This is a genomic window from Thiohalorhabdus sp., assembly GCF_036628635.1.
GTDB lineage: Bacteria > Pseudomonadota > Gammaproteobacteria > Thiohalorhabdales > Thiohalorhabdaceae > Thiohalorhabdus.
In genome coordinates, this window is sequence record NZ_JAZKRM010000036.1 from 1 (window position 1) to 23124 (window position 23124).

Consider the following 23124-nt stretch of genomic DNA (forward strand, 5'->3'; position numbering starts at 1 on the left):
TACCTTTAGTAAGAACAAAGCTGAAATGATTGAGGAGAACACGGCATGATCCAGCGTTACGCAACAATCGTTAAGGGCAAAGTGCGTCATGTCGTGGCGGGAGAAAAGCCGCATGAGTCGGCGTTACCGGTTGAGTACCCCGATCTCTCCGATGTGGACCGGATTACCGATTCGGTGGTGCAGAATCCGCCCGAAGAATGGGATGTGTACTCCGACTACGTTGAGGTCACTCACACGATTGAAGCCTATGACGTGGATAAGCATAGAGAGATCAAGCGTAAGCAGGCCAGGGAAATGCGTAAGGAGGTCGAGGATAGCGGCACCACCTTTGATTACGATGGTGAAACCCTGGAAACCCGCACCGACCGCACTACACGGGATGACGTAAAGGACGTGAAGGAACAGATCGACGCCGGGGTGGTTACCGAGGTTGATTGGGAGTTCCAGCCCCATGAATGGACAACCCTGGACGGGGCCAAGGCGGACAAGCTGTTGTCAGTAATCCGGGAGCATCGGCGCTTGGCATTCGATAGGCAGGCCGAATTGGAGAGCGAGTTGGATGCGGCTACCGATATGTACGATCTAAGGGCTGTTTCCATCAACAGCGGTTGGCCCTCCTGAGATAAGGGGTAGTTCTTGTTTGTTGCCCCCCTTGGTGTAAAACCGCTCGGAACGCCTGGGTTTAACCAGGCAACCGGGATCATGCCCGGTTTAACGGCCCCCCTCGGCATCAGCCCGTTGGGGGTTCCTTGGCAGCGCGAGGAGGCTACAAGCGAGACCATCACGGCTGATTTCCCCTTACCTGTTGGCCTACTGGGGACGGTCTCCGGGGACAATACAATTCGGGTTAGCTGGCGGTCGGCCAGGGCGATTGGCCGAACGGCTCCGGCGGCCTGGAGGGGGCAAACATCGACCGATGGGAGGATTCCGGCCAACTACCGGGGCACCGCCACAGCCTCAAGCCTCATTCCGACTGCGTGGCGTGGTCGGCCTCAAGCCCCTGCAATCCTCCAGGTGGCCTATCGGGCGCCCCGCACCAGCGAATCTCAGATACCGATTGCTTGGAGGGAGAGAACGACCGTAACGGCGGATAGCCTGCTGCCTATTTCGTGGGCCATCAGCCTGGCCGATGAGGCAGCCGCTCAAGTGGCCTGGGCCCGCTTTGCCCAAAGCGAGTCCGCCCTGCCTTCTGCCTGGATGGCTCGCCCCGAGGCAGCGGCGGTTATTCCTGTCGCCTGGCGGGGGTCGGAATCCGATGTTTCCGCTGACACCTTCATGCCTATCGGGTGGATGGCGCAGCGGGCAGCCCTGAGCCCGATTCCAGTTGAATGGGCCGGGGCGATTGCCGGGGAAGCTCGGGTTCCACTGGAATGGGCCGGGGCGATTGCCGAAGCCTCCGATGTCCCGGTCGAATGGCGCAGCGCGCTCGCTGGTTCGGTACGGGTGCCAACCGCCTGGCTCCGGCTCACGGCCGTATCAGCCGACTCGGGCCTGCCGCTGGCCTGGGGCAATCTGGTGGGGTCGGACGGCATTGTTCCCATCGGGTGGTCCGGGGGTCTCTCCCAGGCGGGTGTTCACCCCGTTGGGTGGCGGCGGGCGCTATCCGATTCGGCCGATATACCCGTTGCCTGGCTCAACCTAACCGCCGTTTCCGTGGCCACGGATCTGCCGGTTTCCTGGCTGGCTACGACCAGCAGGGCCGGACCATTCGCCACCGCTTGGTCCGGTACGGCCCGGCAAGAGAGCCCTGCTCCTACCGCCTGGCGGGCGATAGTCCCCGGGGCTCCCATAACCGCCAACCTTTCCTGGCTCCGACTGGCCCAGGCCGATACCGGCGTAAGCATCGGGTGGGGCGGGGAAACCGTTGGCGACATAGCCATTCTCGTTGCCTGGGATGGGCCCAACCCGTTCAAGGAAGGCGCCCTGACTTGGCAGATCGACGCCAGGGGGCATGTTTGGGTCCAACCAAGGCGCGGGGCCGAATGGGTTCTGGCTGGCCGGTCCCTTATTTTCTACCTCCAGTAGCTCAAAAAGGAGCGAACCATGGCCGTAACCGCAGACGATCTCGTTGCCTATGGCTCCGCCACCATGCCGGACGACGATTCGGTGACCGACATCGGCGGCGCCATCGACACCAGCATCCGGGTGAGCTTCACCGATGTTGCCCCGGCCGACACCGTGGACGTGGTCTCCGACGACAGTGGCGACTCCCAGGACGTGACCATTCATGGCCGGGATGACCAGGGCGTCCTGGTCTCCGAGACCCTGACCCTCAACGGCACCACAACCGTCAACGGTGCTCAGACCTTCGACATCATCCTGAAAGTGGTGGTCAGTGCCTCCCACGCGGGCAACATCACCCTCACCGAGGCAACCGGGGGCGACACGCTCATGGTCATCGAGCCCGGGGTGCTGGAGGTGCGCCGGCCCTTCTACGACGCCCTGGCCGAGGACTCCGATGGGGTCGAGCGGACCTACTACGAGAAGTTCTTTATCAAGAACAACAACGGCTCCACGGCCCTGACCAGCGCCTCCATTGCCGAAAGCGCCGATCCCTCCGGGAAGGTAGCATTCGACCTGGAAGGGACCCTCAACGGGAGCGATACCAATGGTGGCGGTGACAGGCAGACCGCTCCCAGCGGCTACACCTTCGATAGCACCACCAAGTCGGTTGCCGGGGGCGACCTGACGGCCACCGACGCCCAGGGGGTGTGGGCCGAGCTGACCCTGCCGGCCGGCGAGGCGCCGCAGCAGACTAGCTTCACCCTGACCACCAGCGGGAACACGACGTAATGGTCACGCTAGAGAAGCAGCCCTCGGAGTCCCGGCAATACACCCTGGACTTTACGGCCTTTCCCGAAATGAAGCGGGGGGACGTGATAACCAACATCCAGGAAGTCACCTACGAGGTGGTTTCTGGGACCGAGGAAACGGCCCTCACGCTGGATAACGGGGTCATCAACACGGATGGCGACAAGGTCCAGGTCCAGATCGGTGACGGAACCCATGAAGTTCTCTACAAGGTGACGGCGGTGGTGGATACCAATGCCGGTGACGTGCTGGAGGGCGAGGGGTTCCTGTTCGTCTTTGACTATTGAGGCGTCAGGCCCCCTTCACCCCACAACATTGCCCCGCAGAACCACCTCCCAAGCCTCCAGTGCATCGCGCTTCTCCTTGAAGTAGTCGTAGCGGTCGTAGTGCATGTTGTTACAGCTTGGCCAGGCACTCCTTACAGGCCCGACCGCCCTCCCCAACCAGGTGGGGGGCGATGCCCGTGGCCCCGCAGAACAGGCAGGTTGAAACCCCGTCCTTTACCTTCTCCCAGTCGTAGGGGTTAGGGGTGGGCACCTGCATCCCGTCCGGGGCCCAGATGGTCAGGGTATCGGTCCCCTCGTTACGGGTGACGCACAGGGCTTGAAAGTCCTCCCGGTGGAGGACGCAGGCCTGCTCCCAATCCTGGCCGGGCACCTTGGGCACCACCAGCCAACCGTCCGCGATAGCGGCGTCCCGCCATTGGATGATGGCCAGGGTGCGCTCCAGAAGGGGGCGGGAGGCCAGGATTCGAGCCTGCCGGGCCGGTCTAATCTGCTTCCCAGGCCTCATTCGGTTACTCCTCCGTGTTGTGAGGCTCCCGGTAATCCATCTTCCGCATAGCCTCCAGGATCTCGGATTCCCACCAGCGCCCCCCGCCGTTCTCGCCAAACGGGTAGAAGGGGCGGGGCACGTCCCCTCGACGGATCCGCCGGGTGAGGGTGCTGCGCCCCCTTATCGCCAACATGGCCATCACGTCATGGACGTTGAGCCAGCGGTCCGTGTACTCGCCTTCCACTTCGCTGCTTACCTTATCCTCCTCCAACTCGACGCCTCCTTATCCGGTGTGGCCGAAACCGCCAGTCCCGCGCTCGGATTCCGGCAGGGATTCGTGCTCGGAGATAGCACCGGGCGACACGGGGGCGAGAACGGCTTGGCAAATTCGCTGGCCGGGCCGCACCGGATAGTTTTTGGGCCCCAATACGGAAATCAAGGCGGCCAGTTCGCCACGGTAGTCGGCGTCGATGGTGCCGACGCCGTTGGTGAGGGTGATTCCCCACTTCGACGCCAGCCCCGACCGGGCTCGGAGCTGGAGTTCGTACCCCACCGGCACGGCGAAGGCGATACCCAGGGGGATACTAACCGGGCCGCCACCGAACACCACCGGCCGCACGTTAATCGGCTCGGTGATAGCGGCCCGCAGGTCGAACCCGGCGGCTTGCTCCGTCTTATAGGCCGGCGGCCCGTGCTCGGCGTAAGCCTCGGGCCCGTTCCCGACGTACTGGAAAGGCAGATCAATCATGTAAGCTCCTGTTCTTAAAACGGAATATCGTCCTCGAAGTCTTGGTCGAAGTCCGGCTGGCCACCGCCGCCCTGGCCGGCACCTTGGCCGCCGCCCTGGCCGCCACCCTGGTCCGAGGAGCCGCCGCCGGAGCCACCGCCCTGGCCGCCGCCGAGCATGTTCATCTGCTGGGCCACAACCTCGGTAGTGTAGCGGTCCTGGCCGCTTTGGTCCTGCCACTTCCGGGTCTGGAGCTTGCCCTCGAAGTAGACCTGAGAGCCTTTCCGCAGGTACTCGCCGCAGATTTCCGCCAGCCGGGCCCAGGCAATGACCCGGTGCCATTCCGTGTTCTCCTGCTGGTTGCCGTCGCGGTCCTTGTACCGCTCGGTGGTGGCCAGGCTCATGTTGGCAACCGGGGTCCCGCTTCCGGTGTAACGCACTTCCGGGTCACGGCCCAGATTGCCGACTAGGATGACTTTGTTGACGCCTTGAGGCATGACGCTCTCCGTTGTTGAGTTACCCGAAAACGGGTTGATCAGGGACTAGCGACCTCGAACAGCTCCAGAACATCCTGGTGCCACATGATTTCGTGGTTGGGGCCAGTGGGTGGGGGTTCTTCCTTTGGCTGGTAGATGTAGTAACCCACGGCCTTTTGGGTAGGCTTGAACTTATAAGGACCGGAATCGTTGCGAACATGGAGCCCATTCGCCTCCAGGGCGAGGTTAAGATTTCGCTCCGTGGTTCCGAGCCGTTCCGCCATATCGGCTACCGTTAGGTAGTCCCCCCAACCATTGAAAAGGCTCGTAACGCGGCGCCCCGTTTCTCTCTCGGTTAGGCGGGCTGCTGCCGCAGCGGCCTTCTCGGGAGTGAGCCCCATTAGCCGCGCCACCTCCTCGTTCTCCGCGAACTGAACACCCAGCGGATATTTGGGCTCCTCCGGTTCGACCTGTTGTGGGAGCTGGCCCTTCTTGACCTGGGTAAAAACATCGATGACGTGGTCGGTGATGGCGTCGGCCCGGGGGGTCTCCGATTTGGTAACCACCTTGAGGGCGGCCTTCTCGCCCAGGTAGTAGGTAGTAGTTTGGGAACCGCCGCGCCGTGCGGCGGTTCCTTCCGAGACTACCCCGCTTTCCAGGAGCCTCCCGATAAGTTCACGAATCCTACGCGGACGCGAGTACCCAAGCGCCCTCGCCAGGTCCAGGTCGTAGACCATGGGCTCGCCGTCGATCCAGTAGATCCGAAGTCCCTCAAAGGCCTTGGTGGCAGATTCTTGAACGGCACTAGCTTCTCCCATGGGCAATAGCTCCTGGGCTGGCTGGTTCTCCGGTGTGACGGGTTCCGACCCGCTCGGGCGCTCCTCCTGGCCTGTTTTGGCTCCCTTGCTAACCCCACTGGAGCCCTCTCTTGTAGAGAGACCCACCATCCCGTTTGAAGCATGAAACTTGGGGGTTTCCCCTGTACGAACATAGCCGGCCATGTTCCCCCCATGGGGTAGCGGGTAACGCTTAACGATTTCTGCGACATCCCTTCGGACTAAAGAGTCAAGCGCACCACCGATCTGTTTATTAGAAATACCTAGTTCTTTTTCAAGATCAAACTTGGTTTTCTGTTTCTGATAGCAGAGCTTGTCGTAAACGCGGTGAGGGATGGACTTCTCGCGCACGGGATCCTCCTGTCATGTGTCAGGCGTCGCTTTTGCCGTTTGCGGCCTTCCCCAGGATCTGGAAGGCCGGGTTGAGGATTTCGGGGTCGCTGCCCTGGTCGGCCAGGAGAAGCCGGGCGGTCCGCAGCCAGTCGGCGGTGCTCTCCCGGTCCTGGCGCTCCGCCGCCTGGATGGCCCGGTCCAGGCAATGCTCGGCGTACAGCTTCCCTTCCTTGGCCGCTATCCAGGACGAAACGGATCCCCAGACACGGCCCCGGGTTTCCTGGAGCTGTTCGTGAAGGTCGGCCACTCATTCCTCCGCTTGGTTGCTCCGGCATCCAGCCGCGCCCCCGGCGGGGACGCGGCGAGCTACCGGCGCCTAATCTTTACTTCCGGCGTAGATACCCCAGTAGATGGAGCACTCCACTTCGGCCGCGATCTGATCGACCATTCCTTCAAAGGCCCGCTCATGCACCTTCTCGGGCCGGTGGAGGTCGTACCAGAGCGCCAGGTCCCCATCCTTAACCCGGTAGCGGACCTTGGCCTTCACCACATAAGGGTCACCACCCTGATACACCGGGATGGCGATGTAGAAATGGCCGGGGATGACCATTTGGCCGGACTTGCCAGCGGTGTCGTTGACCTCCTCCTTGAAGCTGAGTTGGCCGGACCCGTCGCTCAGGCGGGTGCTGGAGTTGAAGGTCACGTTCCGCTTGGCATTGAGCGTGGTGGCGAACTCCAGCATGTCGGCCGCGCTGGGAGCGACCTTGTCGGATTCCGGGATGAAGATGTCCTCCTGGTTGTCCTCCAGGAACTGGGCGAAATCCTCCTGGCCGGCCTTTATGCCGTCGTGCCGGTTCCAGGTCCGCCACTCCTTGGATTTCGGGCAAACGTAGTTCGCCCGGTGATCTCCCCAGCGGGGCTCGTCGGGGACCGGGTGGTCGATAATCGCCTCGATACGGTCCTCGTCGTATTCCGCATAGACAACCGTTCCGGGGTCCTTGAAATCCTGGACATACTGGATCAAGGACTGGAGGCGTTGCATTTCCACCTTGTCTCGCGTGCGTCGGGGGGCTGGGTGGAACCGCTCCAGGTCCATCAGGCGGTAGTTGTTCGGAACCACGGCGTATTGGTCGTCCGGTTCCACCTTCGCAGCGGTCCCGGTGGCCGCGCCGGCCGCCAGGACAGCTTCGAGATTGTCGCCTTGATCGCTCATGGTTGGGTGCTCCTTCCGTTAGTGAAAAGGGGTTAGCTGCCAGCTTCCTTGGGCGGGCCGGCCTCCGCTTCGGGGACCTCCTTGGGCGCCGCCTGGGTCTCCACGCCCGGGGTGGCGTCCTGCACCGGAAGCTCCTGCTGCTCCGGGTGCTGGCGGGTCAGCTCGTTGTTCTGGGTGGAGAAGTACACGCTCGGCTTGCGGTCGTGCTCGGGTACGGTCATCTTCACGTTGTCCTTGACGTGGATGACCTCGTTGTCCTCGCCGCCGCCGGGCTTGACCTCCAGCTCCAGGGTGAGCTTGCCTTTCTTGCCGGTCTCCCGGACGGCGGCAATCAGGTCCCGGTACTCGTCGCCCAGTTCATCCATCAGGGCGCCGCCCCGCTGGGTGTTGAGGTTGGTCAGAAACGAATTGCTCATTGACGCCTCCTTCTTGGTGTTGGTGCTTCCGCCGTTAAAAATTCGCCCAATTTCCGTCCCCACCCCCATTCAGGGGTCGCCGGTCAAATCGCAACGGGGGCAGAAATAGGTGTGGTTGCGGATCTTCTGCCCGCAGGTCGGGCAGACCCAGGGGGTTGTCGGCTCCATCAGGCGGCTCCTTGCGAATCGTGGTGGATGGGGTTGGCCTTGCCTTCCTCCACCCAGTAGCTGTATCCCAGGCCGTGGCCTTCCAGGTCCGGGGCCTGGTCGGGCCGGTTGAGGGTGATGCCAACCATGTAGTGGTCGGGGAAGGTGGCCTCGTTGAAGGCGGCGACCAGGGTATGGATCAGGTGCTTTCGGCCCTTGGCGTCCAGAACGTCGGCCCCGTCCAGGATCACCGCGTCGGAGCCGTCGAGGTCCGCAAAGGCGAGCCGGACTGACACCCGCACCCGGTAGGCTTCGGACAGGGAAAGCAGGTGCCAGGGCCGCTGGCCGTAGTGGGGGAGGAAATCCTCGTCCAGCCACACCGTTTGGTCCCAGTAGGCGGATGCGGGGTAGAGCTGGTGCTTGTTAAAGCTGTCCAGGGCCCGCACCAGGGCCTGGCGCCGTACCCCCGAGGGGGCCAGGGCGGTGACGATGGCACCGAGCACCACGGCCTCGGTGTGGGCCTCGCGGGCCCGGTCCATGGTCACCTTGGCCTGGCGCTTCTGCCGGAGGCGGTCCACCTGCTCGTCCAGGGATGCCAGGTCGGAGTCGCCGTCCCCCTGGTCGGGCTCGGGCATGGCCTCCAGCTCCGCCTGGGCGTTGCCGGCGGCCTGGACCTTGGCGGCGGCCTCGTCCCGCTGCTGGCGCAGGGCTTCCAGCCGCTCATGCTGGGCCTGGACGCCTTCCCTTTTGGCCTGGAGGGTGACCGTATCAGCCGGCTCCCCCTCGTAAATCGTAAGGTCCTGGGGGTCCCCCTCGGGGATGGCCAGGGCTACCCCGCATTCGGGGCAATGGGCGTCCGGCTGGGCCGCCATCTGGTTGTACTCGGCCCGAATGGTGTGGAGCTGCGTTTGGGCCTCGCTCAGTTGGTCATCGAGCTGGCGCTTCTCGGCCTGGGCGGTCTCCAGATCGGCGGCCTTCTCCTGGAGCTGGGCGCGGCGATCCTCATTGACCGCCTGGGCCTTCCGGGCCTGGTCGGCTCGCTCCTTGGCATCGGCCAGGGCGGTTTCCCAGTCATCCAGGGCGATGTCGTTCAACCCGGGATCCCACCCTTCGGGGACCCAGTTTTCCGCCTTGTCGGAGCCCCACCGCTCGCCGGTCGCTTCTTCCCACCGGCCCTTGGCCCGGGAAAGCTCGTCCTGGTAGGCCTTGTGGGTCGCGTCCCAGCCGTCGCGCTCGATCTGCTCCCAGACGCTCGCCAGGCGATGGCGGTCCTCGTCGGTGTACTCCACCAGCTCGTCGGCCACGGCCCCCTCCAGATCCTGGAAGGTGGGGGCCGCCTGGAGCAGGTCCTGGAGCGTGGCCGCCCGCCGCTTCTCGGGCAGGGCCGGCCAGTCGATCAGGCCGGTGGCCACGGCTGAGGCCTGGGGCGGCTTGCCCTCGGTTTGGGCCTTGGCCCCGGGCCAGTTCACCCAGGAGGAGCCTTCGCTGCTCGCCACCACGGCCTTGCCGCGCTTGGCGCCGGCCGCCACCAGCTCGTTGGCGTCCTTCTTTTTCATGGCCGGCTTCTCCCCCTCGAAGATCGGAAGGGGCTCACCGGCCAGGGCCGCAGCGGCCCCTTCGGTGATGGAGGTCTTGCCGACCCCGTTGCGTCCGGCAACGATGGCGATGGGGTCCATGTGGACCTCCGCCCGCTCGATGCCGCGATAACTCCTTATCTGCACGTCCATTGATCTCGCTCCTCGCGGTCGTCGGCCAGGTCCTGGGCCCGGCGTTCCTCCTCGGCGCGGTCATGCTCCCGGATCAGCTCCTCGGCCTTCTCGACGGCATCCTCCCGGGGCATGGTCGGATCGTCGGCTTGCAGGTCGTCGGCCCATTCGCTGACCCGGGCCTCCCACGCCTCCTGGGCCTCCTGGGCGTCGAGGTGCCGCTTGAGGAGGCGGTCGTGGTAGGCGTCCTCGCCGGGGACGCCGGGGGGATTCCCGGCCATGGCTCAGTCCTCCCCGAAGGCCGGCAGGCCGTCGTCGGACTCGGCCTGCGCCGGCTCCGGTTCGCCGCCGGCCTGCGTCGCTTCGGGCTCGCCGCCGGCAGCCGGCTCGCTGGCGGTCTGGACCGGCTCCGGCTCGACCGGCGGGGTGTCCTCGCCAGGCTGGGTCATGGTCGGCGGCTCCTCGCTGCCGCCGCCCTGGCTGGCGGCCTGATATTCGCCCTCGATTACGGAGGTGTTGCCCTGGCTGACGCCGGCATCGGCCCGCTCGTCCAGGGCCACGGCCTCCTGGGCCTCGACGCTGGTGGGGAGCCATTTGATAAGGCGCTTGGCGACGGTTTTTCGCGCCATCTGCTCCCACCAGTCCACCCACGGCCCGGACTGGCTGGCCTTCGAGGTGCTTCGGACCTCCTCGATTTCGTCCAGGGACATAACCTCGAACTGAACCTCCGGCTCCCCGCCCTCGTCGTCGCGCAATTTGGCCAGGGCGTAGACGGCCTGGATGCCGCCCCGGTCCTGTTGCGCTGGAATATGCCGGAGCTTTTCCGAGGTGCCGTACTCGACCTCAAAAACATCGTTCTCACGGACCACCCCGGTCTCGATCTTCTTGACCTGGCCGGAGCGCCGGGCCAGCTTCAACAGCCCCTTGTAACCGGGGATGAACTGGACCTCCATCTGGCCCTTGTTCCTGAACGGGATCAGGTAGGCCTCCCCCATGATCCCGGGCTCCAGGCCGAGCTGGGCCGACTGGATCACGGCCCCGAAAAGGCTTTTGGGCTCGCATTCGAGGAGCTTGGGGTTGCTACGGATCTCGGTCATGGCGATCCGGACTAGCCTTTCGGACTCCAGACCTTTGGGTAGGGCCGCCTTAATCTGGCCCTGGTGCTTGCTCATCATGTCCCAAACGGTCTTGGCCGGGGACTTCTGGGTCTTTTGCGGCTGGTTAGCCATGGGACAGCTCCTCCGTTGTTGCGGTGGTGTCTTGAATGTGGATACGGATGGCCAAGGAGGTGTCCACCTGGTCCTTGCCCAGGTGGTGGGCCATCATCTTCCACCGGAACCTCCACAGGGCGCGGTTTTGGCGGTTGTAAAGCCTCAGCCATTCCGGTTTTCGGCGGTGTAGGGTCATGGGTCCTCCGTTGTGTGCTTGGGGTGGTACTGGCTCTCGGGGCAAAAGGCGGTCCCGAAAGCCGGGCAGAAATCGGGCGAGCAGAGCATAGAGGTGGGGTTGGCCAGGAAGGTCTCGGCCTGGCCGGTGCGCTCGAAATCGGCCAGGTCGGCCTCCATGCGCTGAATAATCCCCCAGGCCACGCGCTCCGCCGTTTCGACGGGGTAGGCCTTGGGCTCGACCGGGGGTTGGGGCTCCTTGACCTTCACCCGGCGGATGAAGTCCTCGTAGATGGCCGGCACGGCCATCCCGTTGGAGCGAAGCAGGAGGGAATAGCCGCCGTACTGGGCGACGTTCACCCGTTGGTAGTTGCCGGTCTTGGTATCGCGGAGGGCTGCCTGGTCCAGCACGTCCACCTGGCCGGATAGGGTGTGGCCGTTCGGGGTGGTGGCCTTGAACCGGGCCTCCACCTCCACCGGGCTGGTATGGGGGATGATCTGGTCCCGGTAGGCGTGGTACTGGCGCAGAACCTGTTTCTGGGCGGTATTCAGGTTGGGGGTGGTGCCGTCCCAGACCACTCCCTCCTGGATGGCGTCCTCCAGGGCCTGGAGGCCGCGTTGCTCGGCTTCCTGCTGATTGGCTTCTCGGCCGTCCCGGCGCTCACTTAGGGCGTATGCGCCGGCCTCATGGGTTCCGGTGCCGGTGGCGCCGCCAACGTGCTGGGGCAAATCCCGCAGCTCGTAGCCGGCATCGGCCAAGGTTTTCCGCCATAGCTTGGCGGCAGTCCGCCTCGGGCAGTCGGGATATTGGGGTAGGGCGGATACGCGAATAAGAGCCATGCTGTCCCTTTTGCCGGTCGCCAAATAAGACTTCCCCGACCCTACTAACCCCATGCCAAGCTTTTCAACCCCCTTTCAACAACCCCAGTGATATTGCGGAACGTAAAAAAACCAGGCAGGATTTCCCTGCCTGGTCGCCAGCCTGGCCGGCCCGCTCGGGTTTATCCCTTTTGCCCCGAGCGGGCCTTTTTACGTCCTACACAGGGTAGGCCACGAAAATAACCACCGTTGCCTGGAACGAGCCTTCGTTGATGAATCCATGGTAGGGGGTTGAAGCCAGCCCGTTTTGTCGTGCAACGTATAGACGAAATTCCACGACTTTTGGAGGTACTCCGATCCCGGCCCGGGGCAAAAGGGGCAAAAGGGGCAATCCTGAGCCACCAGGGGTTCGAGGAGGCAACTGGACTCATTTGGCGAACCATTCGACTCCGCCTAGCCGAGCTGGAGGCAGAAGGAGTCATTGAGGTGATTCGCCGCCGTGACCAGCGCAATATCCCCTTCCCAACCAATACCGGCTTTTGAATTAAAAAAACCCCACCCTCGGAGAAGGGTGGGGCCACACACGACACGGAGGACCCCCGGTGTGGGGTCGAAACCGATGGGAGGATTAAACCATGAAAACGGGACTGGCTCAAGGCCTGCCCGGGGAAGGCCCGAATGGGTAAATACCGCAAGGTTGATCCCAGGATTTGGAACGATGCGGACTTTCGGGCTATTTCGGATAGCGGCAAGCTCGCCTTTCTGTTTGTTCTAACCCACCCCCACATGACCGCGCTGGGTGCGATGCGAGCAACCATGGAAGGACTCGCATCGGAGCTGAAATGGTCCGAGAAAGCCTTTCGGGAAGCCTTCCAGGAAGCCTCCTCAAAGGGTATGACAAAGGCCGACGAGAAGGCCGGGTGCATCTGGCTTCCAAACTTCCTCAAGTACAACCCACCCGAGTCTCCAAACGTCGTAAAGGCCTGGGTTCAGGCCGACGATCTGATACCCGAGTGCAATCTAAAAACCCGTGTATTACAGGATGCTAAAGACTTCCTGGAAGGCTTTAGCAAACCCTACCAGGAAGCCTTCCCGGAAGCCTTCGAGAAGGCTTCCCTTAATCAGGAGCAGGAGCAGGAGCAGGAGCAGGAGCAGGAGCAGGAACAGGAGTCCCCCCTGGGTCCCCCCACGGGGGACCCGCCGGAAGCCTCCGACGAACCTCCCCCCGAGCGCGAGGTGTTCGACTACTGGCGCGAGAAACTCGGCAAGACCGGCAAGACCAAGCTCACCAGCGACAGGCGCCGCAAAATCCAGGCCCGGCTGCGTGAGGGCTACACCGTGGCCGATCTCAAGCAGGCCGTGGACGGGATCCTCAAGTCCCCCCACCACATGGGCCACAACGACCGAAGCCAGCGGTACGACGACATCGAGCTGATCTGCCGGGGCGGGGCCAAGGTCGAGCATTTCATGGACCTGGCCAGCGGTGAGGGCAAGGCCCCGGCCAGCCAGTTCAGCGGCAGCCGTGCGGCGCGAGGAGGGGAACTTTGAAGGCGGAACCACCCCATAACATCGAGGCCGAGAAGGCCGTGCTGGGCGGGTTAATGATCGACGGCCGGGCCTGGGACACCGTGGCGGACCAGGTCGAGTCCGGCGATTTCTTCCGATACGACCACCAGCAGATATTCAAGGCCATCGGGACCGCGTTGGAGCGCCAGAAGGAGGCCGATCTCGTCCTGGTGGACGCCATCCTCCAGGAGCGCGGACAATCGGAGGAGATTGGCGGCATGGGGTATTTGGCCAGTCTGGCCAATGATACCCCCACGGCCGCCAATGTCGGCCACTACGCCAGCGTGGTTCGGGAGGCTTCCCGGCAGCGCGAGGCGGCCAAGCTGGGCATGGACCTGACCCAGGAGGCCACCCAGCCGGGTGAGAAGGGGCTCGATGCGGTCCTGGACCGGGCCGGCCAGCAGATATTCCAGCTCACCCAGTCCGGCGACGAGGCCAAGGACCGGGGCCTGACCCACCTCAACGACGTAATGCGGCGGGCCTACGAGGACCTACGGGAAAAGCACGAGATTCGGGAACAGGGTGGGACGGTCGGAATGCCCACTGGCATCGGGCGCTTCGATAACCGTTTCGGCGGTTTTATGCACGGGGACTACATCATCGTGGCCGGCCGCCCGAGCATGGGCAAAACCGGATACGCCCTGACGGTCCAGCGCAACCTGGCCGAGGCCGGCTACAAGACCGCCATGTTCAGCCTGGAAATGCCGGACGTGCAGTTGAATTACCGCCTTTGGGCCCAGAAGGCCAAGGTCCCGGTGGAGAAATTCCGGTCGGGGGATCTCTCCGAGGACGAATGGCCGAGGGTGGCTCAGGCGGTATCCCGCCTCAAAGACGCCCCCATCCACATTGACGACGCCAGCGATCTGACCCCCTCCCAGATTTACCGCCGGGCCCGCCAGCTCAAGCAGGAGCAGGGGCTGGACATGGTCCTGGTGGACTACATCCAGCTCTTGGAGCCCGAGGGCGGGGAGAACCGGCAGCAGGAGGTCTCCGAGCTTTCTCGGGGGCTCAAGCGGATCGCCAAGGAGCTGAACGTCGGCGTCATGGTCATGGCCCAGCTATCCCGGGAGTTGGAGAAACGCCAGGACAAGCGGCCCCAGATGGCCGATCTACGCGAGAGCGGCGCCCTGGAGCAGGACGCGGACATCATCCTATTCCCCTGGCGGCCCGGCGTTTACTTCGACACCGACCCCGATACCGGCGCCCCGCTCCAGGGCGGGGAGGCCCGGCTGCTGGTGGAAAAGATGCGCCAGGGGCCGACCGGGCAGATCCATTGCGCCTACGTCGAGAACCAGACCATGTTCGCTGACCTCGACCCCCATGAGGTGCCGGATTGAACCCGCTCGATTACCCGGACCACGGCTTGAGCATCGGGTTGTCCGACCGGAACCTCCAGTTCTCCGAGCCGGACGCGGGACCGCGCTTTCGGATCCGCTTCAATACCGACTACGAGAGCTGGCGCTACTTCCAGACCACCAAGACCACCGGTATGCGCGTCCGGGGGCAGGGGGCCTTCCAGGGCGGCACCTTCCTGTTCGAGCTGGAGGCCTGGAATCCCAACCCAACCGCCGGCCGGAACAAGGATGGGGAGGTGTACCGGATCACACTGGAGGTAACCCGGGAGACCTGGTTGTGGTTCCTCGACCATACCCGCCGGGAGGATATTTTCGGGGTGCGGTTGTGGCGGGAGGAGGATGTTCCCGCCCCGGAAACCGAGCGCCCCTATGCTGGCGTTGCCAAGCGCCTTCACCAGGCCGGGTTTTTCCGGTCCCAGGCCGTGGCCCAGGCGCTGGGGTCCGAGGAGCGGTTCGCGGAATGGGTCCGAACCCACCCCTGCGCCGTGTGCGGTCGCTACGATTACGACCGGGATACCGGCCGACAGGCCACCCAATACGCCCACGTTACCCGGGTCTCCGCCGGGTCCGGGAAGTCGGTCAAGCCGCCCTACCACGGCTTCCCGTTGTGCGATTACCACCATCGGAACCAGCACAACAATGGCTGGATTGCCCTGTACCAGGCCGCCGAGGAGGAGAAAGGGCATACCCCCACGGCAATCAGCCGTGAGGAAGCCCGCGATTGGGCTGACCGGAAGGCGGCCCGTTACCGCTCGGCATGGGCCCACGAGCGGTTCCGGGCGGAGTGCGGGGTGGAGTCGCTGGCCCAGGCCCCGCCGGAGGCTATCCGGGGGACGGCTGCCATCCTCGGCATTGGTTGGGCCCTGCCGGACCTGGAGCCGATGGAGGAGGAAGCATGATCGGGACGCCTATCTTTGACGAGAAAACGGCCGGGAACCTGGAGGCCCGAATCCGTGAGAAGTGGAAAAAGCAGCGGGTGAAGGCCAAGTCCAAGCGCCGCCGGATCCATGAGTTTCTGGGCCCCCGGGCGGTGTACTGGCAGGAGACCGAGGACGGGGACGTTTCCCTTCGCCACTTCGACGCCACCGACCAGCTCCGGCTGGACCAATACGGGCCGTATCTGATCGGGGTCTACACCCCGGACGTGCCGGATGGGCAGATCAAGGCCGATGTTATGGCCCTGACCTGGGAGGAGGTGGTGGGTGAGGTATAAGCAGCGGGGGCACAAGTACAAGGCCCGCAAGGTCTGGGCCTGCGGGAATTGCCAGGTTCCGCACCCGAAAGATGGAAGTTGCCGTAGGTGCGGCTGCACCCTGATTAAATTCGACTCCAAAGCGGAGTATGAGCATTGGGTCGAGTTGCTGCTGCTGGAGCGGGCCGGCCGGATTAGTGGGCTCACCCTCCAGCCGGCCTTCCCCATCCAGATCAACGGCGAGAAGGTCGGCACCTACTACGGCGATTTCCAGTACCGGGACAGCGAGGGCCAGATCCGGGTCGAGGACGTGAAGGGCAAGGATACGGCCCTGTCCCGGTTCAAGCGGCGCTGCGTTAAGGCCCAGTACGGGGTCCAGGTGGAAATCATTCAGGCATGAGCGCACCCAACCTTTACGATTGCCACAGCTCCCGGCCCGGCACCGAGCGCCGGACGGTCCCCTGCCAGTTTTACCGGCTGACCCTGGACCCCAATAGCCAAGCGCGGGACCCGGACCGTGGGGAGCGGTGCCGAGGGTGCGCTTTCGGTCCCCGCTTTTCGGATAGGTAGCCCCTTTGACGCGCTTCCGGCTGGCGGCCAGGCAATCCACCAGCACGGGAGCGGATCATGGCGGAAGCGGAGAGTTGGGCCCCCTTCGGTAGCGTTGCCGGGGCGGTTCGGTGGGCGGCCGATATTGACGCCCGGGCGCCAGCCGGCATTTCCGGGATCTATTCGTCGGGGGGTGGGGAATCGAAGCTAGACCCCAGGGAGCGTCAGGCTGAGGCGGGTTTCGTTTGGTCCAAGGCCCGGCGCGGGGCCGGGGATTATTGGGATGCCCTCCTGGCTGCCCATGCCCCGGATTGCAGGCGCGGCGCTTGCGGGCGCATGGCGGTCGCCCTGACCCGGGACGAGCGGTGGGGGAACCTTCCGAAAATGTGGGTGCTCGATGAAGTGTTGAGCTGGGCCGGGGCACGGACGGCTTCCGGGTGGTCCCGAGGGGCCTGGGCCCGGGACCGAAAACGATTTTCCCCCGCCACCCAAGAGCGGGCGGCGAGGGATCTGAGAGCCCAGCTCGATTTGTGGTACGAGTGGGGCGAACAGGGGGCGGCGGCCGAGCTTCGGGCCGCCGGGTATATCCCCTAGCCGGGCGGGCTCAGGCGCCGGGCCGCCTGGTTGGCAGCCGGCCGGCCGATGCTCACCCCTTCCTGACGCAGGACCTCGTACAGGCTGCGCTCCAGCATGTGCCCCATGGCCAGCGGGGGAACGCGGCGCTTGCCGCTCTCCCACTTGCGGATGGCGCTGGTGTCGGCGTACAGGCCGGTAGCTGCCGAAAGGTCCTCGGCGGCGTGGGTGATGCCCTTGCCGGCCCCCTTCTCGATTTCCAGCCAGGTGGTCACCAGGTTCACGTTTGGTCCTCCTCGATTTGATCCTCCTGCAAGATGTGGCTGGCCAGGTAGTTCCGCAGCTTCGTTCGATGCGGCGTGTCGTCCAGCTTGGCCACGGTTTTCGAGGCGGCGGCGCCCATGGCGGCGGCCACGACGGGAAGGGGGACGCCGTTGTCGGTGAGGCGCTGGGCCTCGGCCATGAGCTGGTCGGTACACCCCTCCCAGTAGTCCCATAGGGCTTCCTCGTCGGGGGGCTCCTCCTCGCTGCCGTGCTCGTTGATCTCCACGAAACGGCCATCGCCACTCGGGAAGATCCGATAGATGGCGACCCCTTGGGGCATGTGCTGGCGGGCCTCGTCCAGGGCGGTATTCGGGTTCTCCTCCTTAACCGCCATTAACCCGACCAGGCCTTCCGAGAGTTGTTCGCCCTCCTTGGGGATCCCCACCAGGAGGGGTTGGTCCGGCAGGTTGGGGGCCGAAAAAAGCTCGGTGTTTTCGAGGGGGCCGCCTTGCAGCGTAATCGTAATCATGGGTTTCTCCTCACTCGTCCCAGTTTTTTCCTTTGAAGTAGCTGACCTGGACCTCCAGCTTCCCGGGGACCCCGTAATCCTCCTGGGGGTGGAACCCGTTGCGCTTTAGCTGGCGCTCCAGCTCTATCCGTTCCTGCCAGCCTCTCGCGCTCAGGTAGATCATGGACCGCTTGCCGTAGGTCTCGTCGCTTACTTTGACGTGGTTAAGGCCGTGTTTTGCGAAGTATCCAACCCCGCCGATCAGGGTCGGATCCACCGTGTCCAGAAACTCGAACAGCTTTTTCTTGCTCTTGAGCCCCATCAGGTTTCCTCCTCCGTGTTGCGGTCGTTGGCGTCGTACAGGCGCCCGAATTTGACCCATGTTTCGGCGGCCACGTTAGCCAGGCGCTGGGCGGTGTCCGGGGCGGACGGGAGGGCCAGGCCGTACTCGTTCAGCAGGTGGCTTCGGATAATCTTCTGGACGGTGGCCTGGTCCAGCCGGCGGCCCGCAGGTTGTTCCGCCAGGGCGGCGGCCAGGTGCTCGGCCGTTTCGCCGGCACGGCCTATGGTTTCGTAGGCCATGGCGTTCTCCTAGCGGGGATAGACGATGAGGTCGAGCCCCATCTGGTCCGTTTGCAGGTTCATGGAGGTGGCCCGGATCAGCTCCTGGTATTCCTCCTGGCTGTCCACCTGCACGGCCGGGCCGTGGTAGAAGTTGCGGCCCTGGTAGGTTTCCACCTCGTAGCCGGCGGCCTCGGCCTCCTCCTCGAAGCGGTTATAGCGGGCGTTGCTCCATTGGCTCATGGCTTATGCCTCCGTGGTTGTGCGTGAGAGCCACGCGGCTGTGTGTGAATACCGCGTGGCTTTGCGTGAGCTATGGCGTAGATTCCAGCGATACCCCAAGAAATGCCCGATACCGCTTGCAGGCGTCGGCCAGGCGCGGGGCCACCTCGCGGCTCACCCGTCCGGCCAAAAGGGCGTAGGGGTCATCGGTGGGAGCGTCGAGCTGGGCATAGAAAGGGGCGGTCAGCAGGTTGGACCGGGCCGACTCGAAATCGCCAGCCAGAAGGTCGAACAGGGCCAGGTCCAGGAGCTGGCGCCCCTTCCAGCAGTTCAGCTCGGCGCGGATCTCACTGGCCTTGGTGGCCATGGTTAGCCGGTAGTTGTAGAACCCGGTTGCCAGCAGCGCCCGCCGCGAGTATTTGAGGGTCCATCCTTCAAAGCCCGGGGACAGGTTGGCGAACCAGAAGGTGTCGTGTTCCGGGTGCTCGTCCCATTTCAGGGTGTCTTTCAGGGCCACCCGGAAGGCGCCCCCGAGACCCGATGGAATCAGGATGTCGTCCCCGATACTGAGCTGCTCCACGTCCCGATTGGTCAGGGGGCGGCGATGGTTGTGAGTGGTAAGGCTCATGGGTTTCTCCTCCGTGTTGTGTGGGCCCCCGTGTGGGGGCCTGGTGTTGTTAGTCCTCGTCCTCGATGGCTTCTTGTAGCTCTCGGAGCCGTTCCGTCAATTCCTCCGATTCGTGGACGGCGGGTTCTAGGTCTGCGCCACTAATACCAGCCTGGTTCGTGGCCTGGTTGATTGCGCCCTCGGTATCCGGGGTATGCCATTTCTTCGCATACTCTTTTATTGCTGGCTCGCTCCAGGATGCGGGCGCATGGCGAATCGCATATTCAGCATCCTCCACCCGCTGTTCGGCGCGTTCTAGTTCATCGGCTAGGACTTCAAAGGGTGTGCGCTCGGTCTGCTGGCAGCACTTGGCGGCCAGGGAGCGCGCACCGTCCTCCTCGTTCTCCATGTTGACGGCCTGGAACCTGTCGGCGGCCCGCTCGTACAGTTCGGAAGCCTCCCGGCATAAGCCGGCCCGCTCCATGATGACGGCGGCGTGGGCCAGGGCGTGGGCCTGGGGTCCTATCGTTTTCGCGTCGGGGTGCTCGTCGTGTCCCATGAGTGCGTCCTCCGTGTGTCGGGCTCGGAGAAAAACTCCGGGCTTTTGGGCTTCAAAGGCCTAAGTTATACGGCCTGTTTGGGCTGGTAGGGGGCGGACGCAAAGGCGCCGGTTTTGACGCGCAAATCCAGGTGTCGGGAAAGCCGGTCGAAAAACCCCCGGGCGGTGCGCTCCAGGGTCTGGTAGGCCAGGTTTTCTTCCCAGTATTCCAGGGAATCCCGGACCCGGACCCGGAGCCCTATGTCGTGCTCCCAGCCGATGATCTCCACCACGAGCAGGTCATTGTGCGCGAGGGCCATGTGGTCCTTGCTGTGGCTTCGATCCGCCTCGACAAACGAGGGGGGCAAAGCGGCCCAAATAGCGCCCACCACGTCCTCGTGTATAAGCTCGCCTATCAGATTGTCCGGCTCGCCTTGCTCCTCCCAGTGCTCGATCATGTTCAGGCAGTCGATGGTGACGGCCTTGGCGTCATTGTCGAATCCGCCGTAGGCTCCGATTCCCATGATTGCGTCTCCTAGTTGTTGCGGGCCGGGGCTATCAGCCCCGGCGCTTGTTGATTATACGGCGCTAAACAGCAAGCGGTACTCTTCCGGCTGGTGCCATTCATATACGTCCAGATTCCCATGATCGTTGACATAGGCGACGTGCCTATATTTTTCGATGCCCAGCACGAACAGGCGATACTCGGCCATGGGGACCCATTCACCGTCCGGCGCCGGCTCGCCGTCCAATTCCAAGCCGGCGCCATGGTGGCCGGAATCGGTAAGGTGGGCTATATCCTCGCCTTCTTGGATTCGTTCCATATCCGGGAAAAAGCCGTACATGGTGCCCCGGATGGTGTCGCGCTCCTCGAAGCGGCAAAACAGCGGCGCCAATTCGTCCAGGCGCTCCGCCAGCTCCTCGCGCAGCTGTTCAGCCGCGGCGCTTTCCCACCATTCGTCCGTGGCCGGTAAGGCGGTGAGGTTGGGCCATCGCTGGCTGGCCCATTCCACTGGCCGGCCCTCCAGGTCGGCAAGTTCGTCCATTAGAGCCGGGATCAAATCGGCATTGTCGGTTGAAGTTGCAACGGGGCCGATAGTTGCGGTAGTCATTGCAGCGCCTCCAGTAATGGCCGGGAGCCGGCGCCCCCGGCGCTTGTTGGTCAAAGGATGTAATCCGCTTCCAGCGGTTCACCGTCAAACCATTCTATTTTCTCTAAGTAGTCGGCGGCCATTTCTTCAGCATCTTGGTCCGGCAATTCCGCCCCCGTATAGCTCCAGACAATAACGGCTAAGGGCTCAAAGCCGCACTGCCACGCCACTATCCGGGCGTCGTCGGGCGCGTTTTCCACGTTGCGGGGCTCGCCGGAATCATCCAAGGCATAAGCGATATAAGGGAAAAGGTCCTGTTTATTCATTATGTTGCCTCCAAGGTTGCTTCGATTCGGCGGACCGTGTCCCGCAAGTCGGACAGGTCGATGTACGGCGCCTTGGTGGCGGTGGAGTAGCTGAGCACTTCTTGTCGGATGATCCGGTGCTCGGCGGTGATTTCCTGGATGCGATTTACGTCTATTTGGTTCAATCGGCGCACAAAGCGGCCGTCAAACTCGGCCAGCTTGTTCAGGGCTTTCCGGTACTGGTGCGCTTTCTCTACTGGGCTCCATGCCTGCCCTTCGGGTTCTGTCATAACGTCCATTTTGGTCCTCCGTTGTGTGTGCCGGGCCCCGCAGGGCCCGTGGTTGTTACAGGTGGCCCCGCCGGGCGAAGCTCACCGTTTCCCCGCCCCCGACCACGAAATGATCCAGAAGCCGAACCTCCACCAGGTCCAGGGCCTGGCGGATGGTATCGGTCAGTTTGTGGTCGGCCATGGACGGCTCCGCCACCCCGGACGGATGGTTGTGGGCCACGATGCACCGGGCGGCGTTGTGGTGGAGGGCCCGCTTCACGATCTCCCGGGCATGGACTTCCGAGCCGTCTATGGTCCCGTAGAAAAGCTCCTCGAAAGCCAGGACCCGGTGGCGGGCATCGAGGAACATGGCCGCGAAAACCTCCCGGTCCCGGTGCCCGATTTGCAGGTGGACGTAGTCCTGGGCCTCCAGGGCACTGGCGATGGACTGGCCGGCCTGGATGCGGTCCGCCAGCTCCTGGCGGGCGGCCTCCACGATTTCGCCGGTCACCGCTGGCCGGTAGTGCCCGTGTGACTCCTTGACGAACAGGGTTCCCATGGGTGCGTCCTCCGTGTGGTGTGTGATGTGGCGCCGTTGGCACCGTCGAGGGCCCGGCTGTCGGACCCTCTGCGCTGCCTCCCTACGTCCGGGCCTCCAGGCGCCGGACCACTTCCCGCAACAGCCCCGCCGTGTGGGTCTTAGGGTGCGAACGGGCTGGCGGCCGGCGCTGTGACGCAGTCCTCGGCAAGCAAGGCCGCCTTGTGGGCCCATTCCTTGTGAAGCTCAACGTTGATCACGGCCGACGCAGCCAGGATGTATCCCTGCTCATAAGCCAGGGCCCGGGCGATTTTGCGGGCCTGCTGCGGAAGGTAATTCCCCTTTCGGTCAATGGCTTGGGCCTCGGCCACTTCCCCGGCCAAGGTAGCGATTCGCTCAATCCCGGTTTGGAGTATGTCGATGCGCTCGCACATGATTCGCTCCTGGTGGTGGGCCGGGGCCGGCTTGGTGCGGCGCCCCGGCCTGGTGGCTATTCCTGCTCTATGTATTCTTCCCAGCCCAGCGCGGCTTCGATCTCCTGGGCGGCGTTGGCGTCCCGCATGGCCTCCTGTCGCAAGGTGTCGGCTACCATGGCGGGGCTTTGGATAAGGTCTCCGGGGCCTCCCGGCTTCATGGCTGAAACCTGGCGGGCGGCTTCTACCTTCTCCCGCTCTTGGTTCCGCAGGGCCAGGGCGGCACGCTCGGCGGTGCGTTCGGTGATTTTTACGTCCATGGCTGTCTCCTTGGTTTGGGTGGCACCGTCCAGGGCCCGGCGTTCGGACCCTGTGCGCTGCCTCACGCGGTCCCCAGTAGCCCGCCCTTATGAGCCCATTCTTGGACCGCCTCGGGGGACCCCCAGCAATCCATGGGGGCGTCGTTGAAAAGGAAAAAGGCGTAGGCCTCCATGTGTTGGCGGTTGTGGTTGTCGGCTTTGCTATATGCTTCTACTAGCTGGTTACTCATCACGGCCGAAAGGAATCCACCAAGCGGATCGCCTCGCGTGATGTAGTGGTGAAGGCTAAGGGCTTCGGGTTCGTCAATGCCTCGGGCCATGGCCTTTTTGGCGAAGTCTGGGATTTCCATGGGTGCGTCCTCCGTGTGTGGCGGTGCCAAGGCGGCACCCTCGGGGCCCCGTGACGGAGCCCCTGGGGTGGCGCCTATACCACGGACCAAACATCCTCGTAGCCGACTATCCGGGGCGCGTCGCCAATGCCGTTGCCCTTGGCCCGGTACAGGGTGGCGTTGCCGTGGTCGGTGATGCTCAGGACGAACTCATAGCCCTCCTCGGCGGCTACCTCCTCCCAGTCCTTCTCGTCGTCCAGGGCCTCGCCGTTCAGACAGGT

At 63.9% G+C, this 23124-nt stretch carries 37 protein-coding genes; 8 read left to right on the plus strand and 29 right to left on the minus strand.

The window, feature by feature from the left end:
- Window positions 1-93: 93 nt before the first annotated feature.
- The 3 genes from V5A19_RS10695 (at window position 94) to V5A19_RS10705 (ending at window position 3098) form a co-directional block, all read left to right on the plus strand.
- Complete coding sequence (locus tag V5A19_RS10695; RefSeq protein ID WP_332327797.1) at window positions 94-621, plus strand: DUF4376 domain-containing protein; 528 nt, start codon at window positions 94-96, stop codon at window positions 619-621.
- A 1422-nt stretch (window positions 622-2043) separates the two neighbouring features.
- On the plus strand, window positions 2044-2793 hold the full coding sequence (locus V5A19_RS10700) for a hypothetical protein (RefSeq protein WP_332319164.1): 750 nt from the start codon (window positions 2044-2046) through the stop codon (window positions 2791-2793).
- A complete protein-coding gene (locus tag V5A19_RS10705; RefSeq protein WP_332319165.1) occupies window positions 2793-3098 on the plus strand; it encodes a phage fiber-tail adaptor protein in 306 nt (101 codons plus the stop codon). The genes V5A19_RS10700 and V5A19_RS10705 overlap by 1 nt, the downstream gene beginning before the upstream one ends.
- A gap of 109 nt (window positions 3099-3207) precedes the next feature.
- Here the strand turns inward: V5A19_RS10705 and V5A19_RS10710 are convergent, their stop codons facing one another.
- The 13 genes from V5A19_RS10710 to V5A19_RS10770 all read right to left on the minus strand — a co-directional run bounded on the left by V5A19_RS10710 (window position 3208) and on the right by V5A19_RS10770 (window position 11664).
- The gene (locus V5A19_RS10710) at window positions 3208-3603 is read right to left on the minus strand and encodes a hypothetical protein (RefSeq protein WP_332319166.1); all 396 of its coding nucleotides are present in this window, start codon (window positions 3601-3603) and stop codon (window positions 3208-3210) included.
- Between the two features lie 4 nt (window positions 3604-3607).
- Window positions 3608-3856 (minus strand): helix-turn-helix transcriptional regulator, encoded by a 249-nt coding sequence (locus V5A19_RS10715; protein ID WP_332319167.1) that lies wholly within the window; start codon window positions 3854-3856, stop codon window positions 3608-3610.
- Between the two features lie 12 nt (window positions 3857-3868).
- A complete protein-coding gene (gene dut, locus V5A19_RS10720) occupies window positions 3869-4333 on the minus strand; it encodes a dUTP diphosphatase (RefSeq protein WP_332319168.1) in 465 nt (154 codons plus the stop codon).
- A gap of 14 nt (window positions 4334-4347) precedes the next feature.
- Complete coding sequence (locus tag V5A19_RS10725) at window positions 4348-4809, minus strand: single-stranded DNA-binding protein (protein ID WP_332319169.1); 462 nt, start codon at window positions 4807-4809, stop codon at window positions 4348-4350.
- A gap of 38 nt (window positions 4810-4847) precedes the next feature.
- Window positions 4848-5606 (minus strand): hypothetical protein, encoded by a 759-nt coding sequence (locus V5A19_RS10730; RefSeq protein ID WP_332319170.1) that lies wholly within the window; start codon window positions 5604-5606, stop codon window positions 4848-4850.
- 388 nt (window positions 5607-5994) lie between these two features.
- Window positions 5995-6264, minus strand: coding sequence for a hypothetical protein (locus V5A19_RS10735; protein WP_332319171.1), 270 nt, complete (start codon window positions 6262-6264; stop codon window positions 5995-5997).
- A gap of 69 nt (window positions 6265-6333) precedes the next feature.
- Window positions 6334-7170 carry a DUF2303 family protein gene (locus tag V5A19_RS10740; protein ID WP_332319172.1) on the minus strand — a complete coding sequence of 279 codons (837 nt, stop codon included), beginning with the start codon at window positions 7168-7170 and terminating at the stop codon, window positions 6334-6336.
- 32 nt (window positions 7171-7202) lie between these two features.
- Window positions 7203-7586: a hypothetical protein gene (locus tag V5A19_RS10745; RefSeq protein WP_332319173.1), complete on the minus strand. Its 384-nt coding sequence runs from the start codon at window positions 7584-7586 to the stop codon at window positions 7203-7205.
- Between the two features lie 167 nt (window positions 7587-7753).
- Complete coding sequence (locus V5A19_RS10750; protein ID WP_332319174.1) at window positions 7754-9460, minus strand: hypothetical protein; 1707 nt, start codon at window positions 9458-9460, stop codon at window positions 7754-7756.
- On the minus strand, window positions 9445-9720 hold the full coding sequence (locus V5A19_RS10755; protein WP_332319175.1) for a hypothetical protein: 276 nt from the start codon (window positions 9718-9720) through the stop codon (window positions 9445-9447). The genes V5A19_RS10750 and V5A19_RS10755 overlap by 16 nt, the downstream gene beginning before the upstream one ends.
- A gap of 3 nt (window positions 9721-9723) precedes the next feature.
- Entirely contained in the window at window positions 9724-10668 is a 945-nt protein-coding gene (gene recT / locus V5A19_RS10760; RefSeq protein WP_332319176.1) for a recombination protein RecT, read from the minus strand.
- Complete coding sequence (locus V5A19_RS10765; RefSeq protein ID WP_332319177.1) at window positions 10661-10846, minus strand: hypothetical protein; 186 nt, start codon at window positions 10844-10846, stop codon at window positions 10661-10663. Before V5A19_RS10765 ends, recT begins: the two co-directional genes overlap by 8 nt.
- Window positions 10843-11664, minus strand: coding sequence for a hypothetical protein (locus V5A19_RS10770; protein ID WP_332319178.1), 822 nt, complete (start codon window positions 11662-11664; stop codon window positions 10843-10845). The genes V5A19_RS10765 and V5A19_RS10770 overlap by 4 nt, the downstream gene beginning before the upstream one ends.
- Before the next feature lie 873 nt (window positions 11665-12537).
- Here V5A19_RS10770 and V5A19_RS10775 point away from each other — a divergent pair.
- The 5 genes from V5A19_RS10775 to V5A19_RS10795 are packed head-to-tail and all read left to right on the plus strand — an operon-like array spanning window position 12538 to window position 16156.
- Window positions 12538-13191, plus strand: a complete 654-nt coding sequence (locus V5A19_RS10775) for a hypothetical protein (protein ID WP_332319179.1) — start codon at window positions 12538-12540, stop codon at window positions 13189-13191.
- Window positions 13188-14546, plus strand: coding sequence for a replicative DNA helicase (gene dnaB / locus V5A19_RS10780; RefSeq protein ID WP_332319180.1), 1359 nt, complete (start codon window positions 13188-13190; stop codon window positions 14544-14546). The genes V5A19_RS10775 and dnaB overlap by 4 nt, the downstream gene beginning before the upstream one ends.
- A 26-nt stretch (window positions 14547-14572) precedes the next feature.
- Entirely contained in the window at window positions 14573-15463 is an 891-nt protein-coding gene (locus V5A19_RS10785) for a hypothetical protein (protein ID WP_332319181.1), read from the plus strand.
- Window positions 15460-15777: a hypothetical protein gene (locus tag V5A19_RS10790; protein ID WP_332319182.1), complete on the plus strand. Its 318-nt coding sequence runs from the start codon at window positions 15460-15462 to the stop codon at window positions 15775-15777. Before V5A19_RS10785 ends, V5A19_RS10790 begins: the two co-directional genes overlap by 4 nt.
- Complete coding sequence (locus V5A19_RS10795; protein ID WP_332319183.1) at window positions 15767-16156, plus strand: DUF1064 domain-containing protein; 390 nt, start codon at window positions 15767-15769, stop codon at window positions 16154-16156. Before V5A19_RS10790 ends, V5A19_RS10795 begins: the two co-directional genes overlap by 11 nt.
- 739 nt (window positions 16157-16895) lie before the next feature.
- Here V5A19_RS10795 and V5A19_RS10800 read toward each other — a convergent pair.
- The 16 genes from V5A19_RS10800 to V5A19_RS10875 all read right to left on the minus strand — a co-directional run.
- A complete protein-coding gene (locus V5A19_RS10800; protein WP_332319184.1) occupies window positions 16896-17162 on the minus strand; it encodes a hypothetical protein in 267 nt (88 codons plus the stop codon).
- The gene (locus tag V5A19_RS10805) at window positions 17159-17671 is read right to left on the minus strand and encodes a hypothetical protein (RefSeq protein WP_332319185.1); all 513 of its coding nucleotides are present in this window, start codon (window positions 17669-17671) and stop codon (window positions 17159-17161) included. Before V5A19_RS10805 ends, V5A19_RS10800 begins: the two co-directional genes overlap by 4 nt.
- 10 nt (window positions 17672-17681) lie before the next feature.
- The gene (locus tag V5A19_RS10810) at window positions 17682-17972 is read right to left on the minus strand and encodes a hypothetical protein (RefSeq protein ID WP_332319186.1); all 291 of its coding nucleotides are present in this window, start codon (window positions 17970-17972) and stop codon (window positions 17682-17684) included.
- Window positions 17972-18232 (minus strand): hypothetical protein, encoded by a 261-nt coding sequence (locus V5A19_RS10815; protein ID WP_332319187.1) that lies wholly within the window; start codon window positions 18230-18232, stop codon window positions 17972-17974. The genes V5A19_RS10810 and V5A19_RS10815 overlap by 1 nt, the downstream gene beginning before the upstream one ends.
- A 9-nt stretch (window positions 18233-18241) precedes the next feature.
- Entirely contained in the window at window positions 18242-18454 is a 213-nt protein-coding gene (locus V5A19_RS10820; RefSeq protein WP_332319188.1) for a hypothetical protein, read from the minus strand.
- 70 nt (window positions 18455-18524) lie between these two features.
- A complete protein-coding gene (locus tag V5A19_RS10825; protein WP_332327798.1) occupies window positions 18525-19061 on the minus strand; it encodes a hypothetical protein in 537 nt (178 codons plus the stop codon).
- 49 nt (window positions 19062-19110) lie between these two features.
- The gene (locus V5A19_RS10830) at window positions 19111-19599 is read right to left on the minus strand and encodes a hypothetical protein (RefSeq protein ID WP_332319190.1); all 489 of its coding nucleotides are present in this window, start codon (window positions 19597-19599) and stop codon (window positions 19111-19113) included.
- A gap of 65 nt (window positions 19600-19664) precedes the next feature.
- Window positions 19665-20102 carry a hypothetical protein gene (locus V5A19_RS10835; protein ID WP_332319191.1) on the minus strand — a complete coding sequence of 146 codons (438 nt, stop codon included), beginning with the start codon at window positions 20100-20102 and terminating at the stop codon, window positions 19665-19667.
- A gap of 54 nt (window positions 20103-20156) precedes the next feature.
- Window positions 20157-20690 carry a hypothetical protein gene (locus V5A19_RS10840; RefSeq protein WP_332319192.1) on the minus strand — a complete coding sequence of 178 codons (534 nt, stop codon included), beginning with the start codon at window positions 20688-20690 and terminating at the stop codon, window positions 20157-20159.
- Between the two features lie 50 nt (window positions 20691-20740).
- Window positions 20741-20995 (minus strand): hypothetical protein, encoded by a 255-nt coding sequence (locus V5A19_RS10845; protein ID WP_332319193.1) that lies wholly within the window; start codon window positions 20993-20995, stop codon window positions 20741-20743.
- Window positions 20995-21273 (minus strand): hypothetical protein, encoded by a 279-nt coding sequence (locus V5A19_RS10850; protein ID WP_332319194.1) that lies wholly within the window; start codon window positions 21271-21273, stop codon window positions 20995-20997. Before V5A19_RS10850 ends, V5A19_RS10845 begins: the two co-directional genes overlap by 1 nt.
- A 46-nt stretch (window positions 21274-21319) precedes the next feature.
- Complete coding sequence (gene radC / locus V5A19_RS10855) at window positions 21320-21802, minus strand: RadC family protein (protein WP_332319195.1); 483 nt, start codon at window positions 21800-21802, stop codon at window positions 21320-21322.
- Window positions 21803-21942: 140 nt separating this feature from the next.
- Window positions 21943-22215, minus strand: coding sequence for a hypothetical protein (locus tag V5A19_RS10860; RefSeq protein WP_332319196.1), 273 nt, complete (start codon window positions 22213-22215; stop codon window positions 21943-21945).
- A gap of 56 nt (window positions 22216-22271) precedes the next feature.
- Window positions 22272-22514 carry a hypothetical protein gene (locus V5A19_RS10865; RefSeq protein WP_332319197.1) on the minus strand — a complete coding sequence of 81 codons (243 nt, stop codon included), beginning with the start codon at window positions 22512-22514 and terminating at the stop codon, window positions 22272-22274.
- Between the two features lie 62 nt (window positions 22515-22576).
- Window positions 22577-22864, minus strand: coding sequence for a hypothetical protein (locus tag V5A19_RS10870; protein WP_332319198.1), 288 nt, complete (start codon window positions 22862-22864; stop codon window positions 22577-22579).
- Window positions 22865-22938: 74 nt separating this feature from the next.
- On the minus strand, window positions 22939-23124 hold a 186-nt coding region (locus V5A19_RS10875; RefSeq protein ID WP_332319199.1), incomplete at its 5' end, for a hypothetical protein.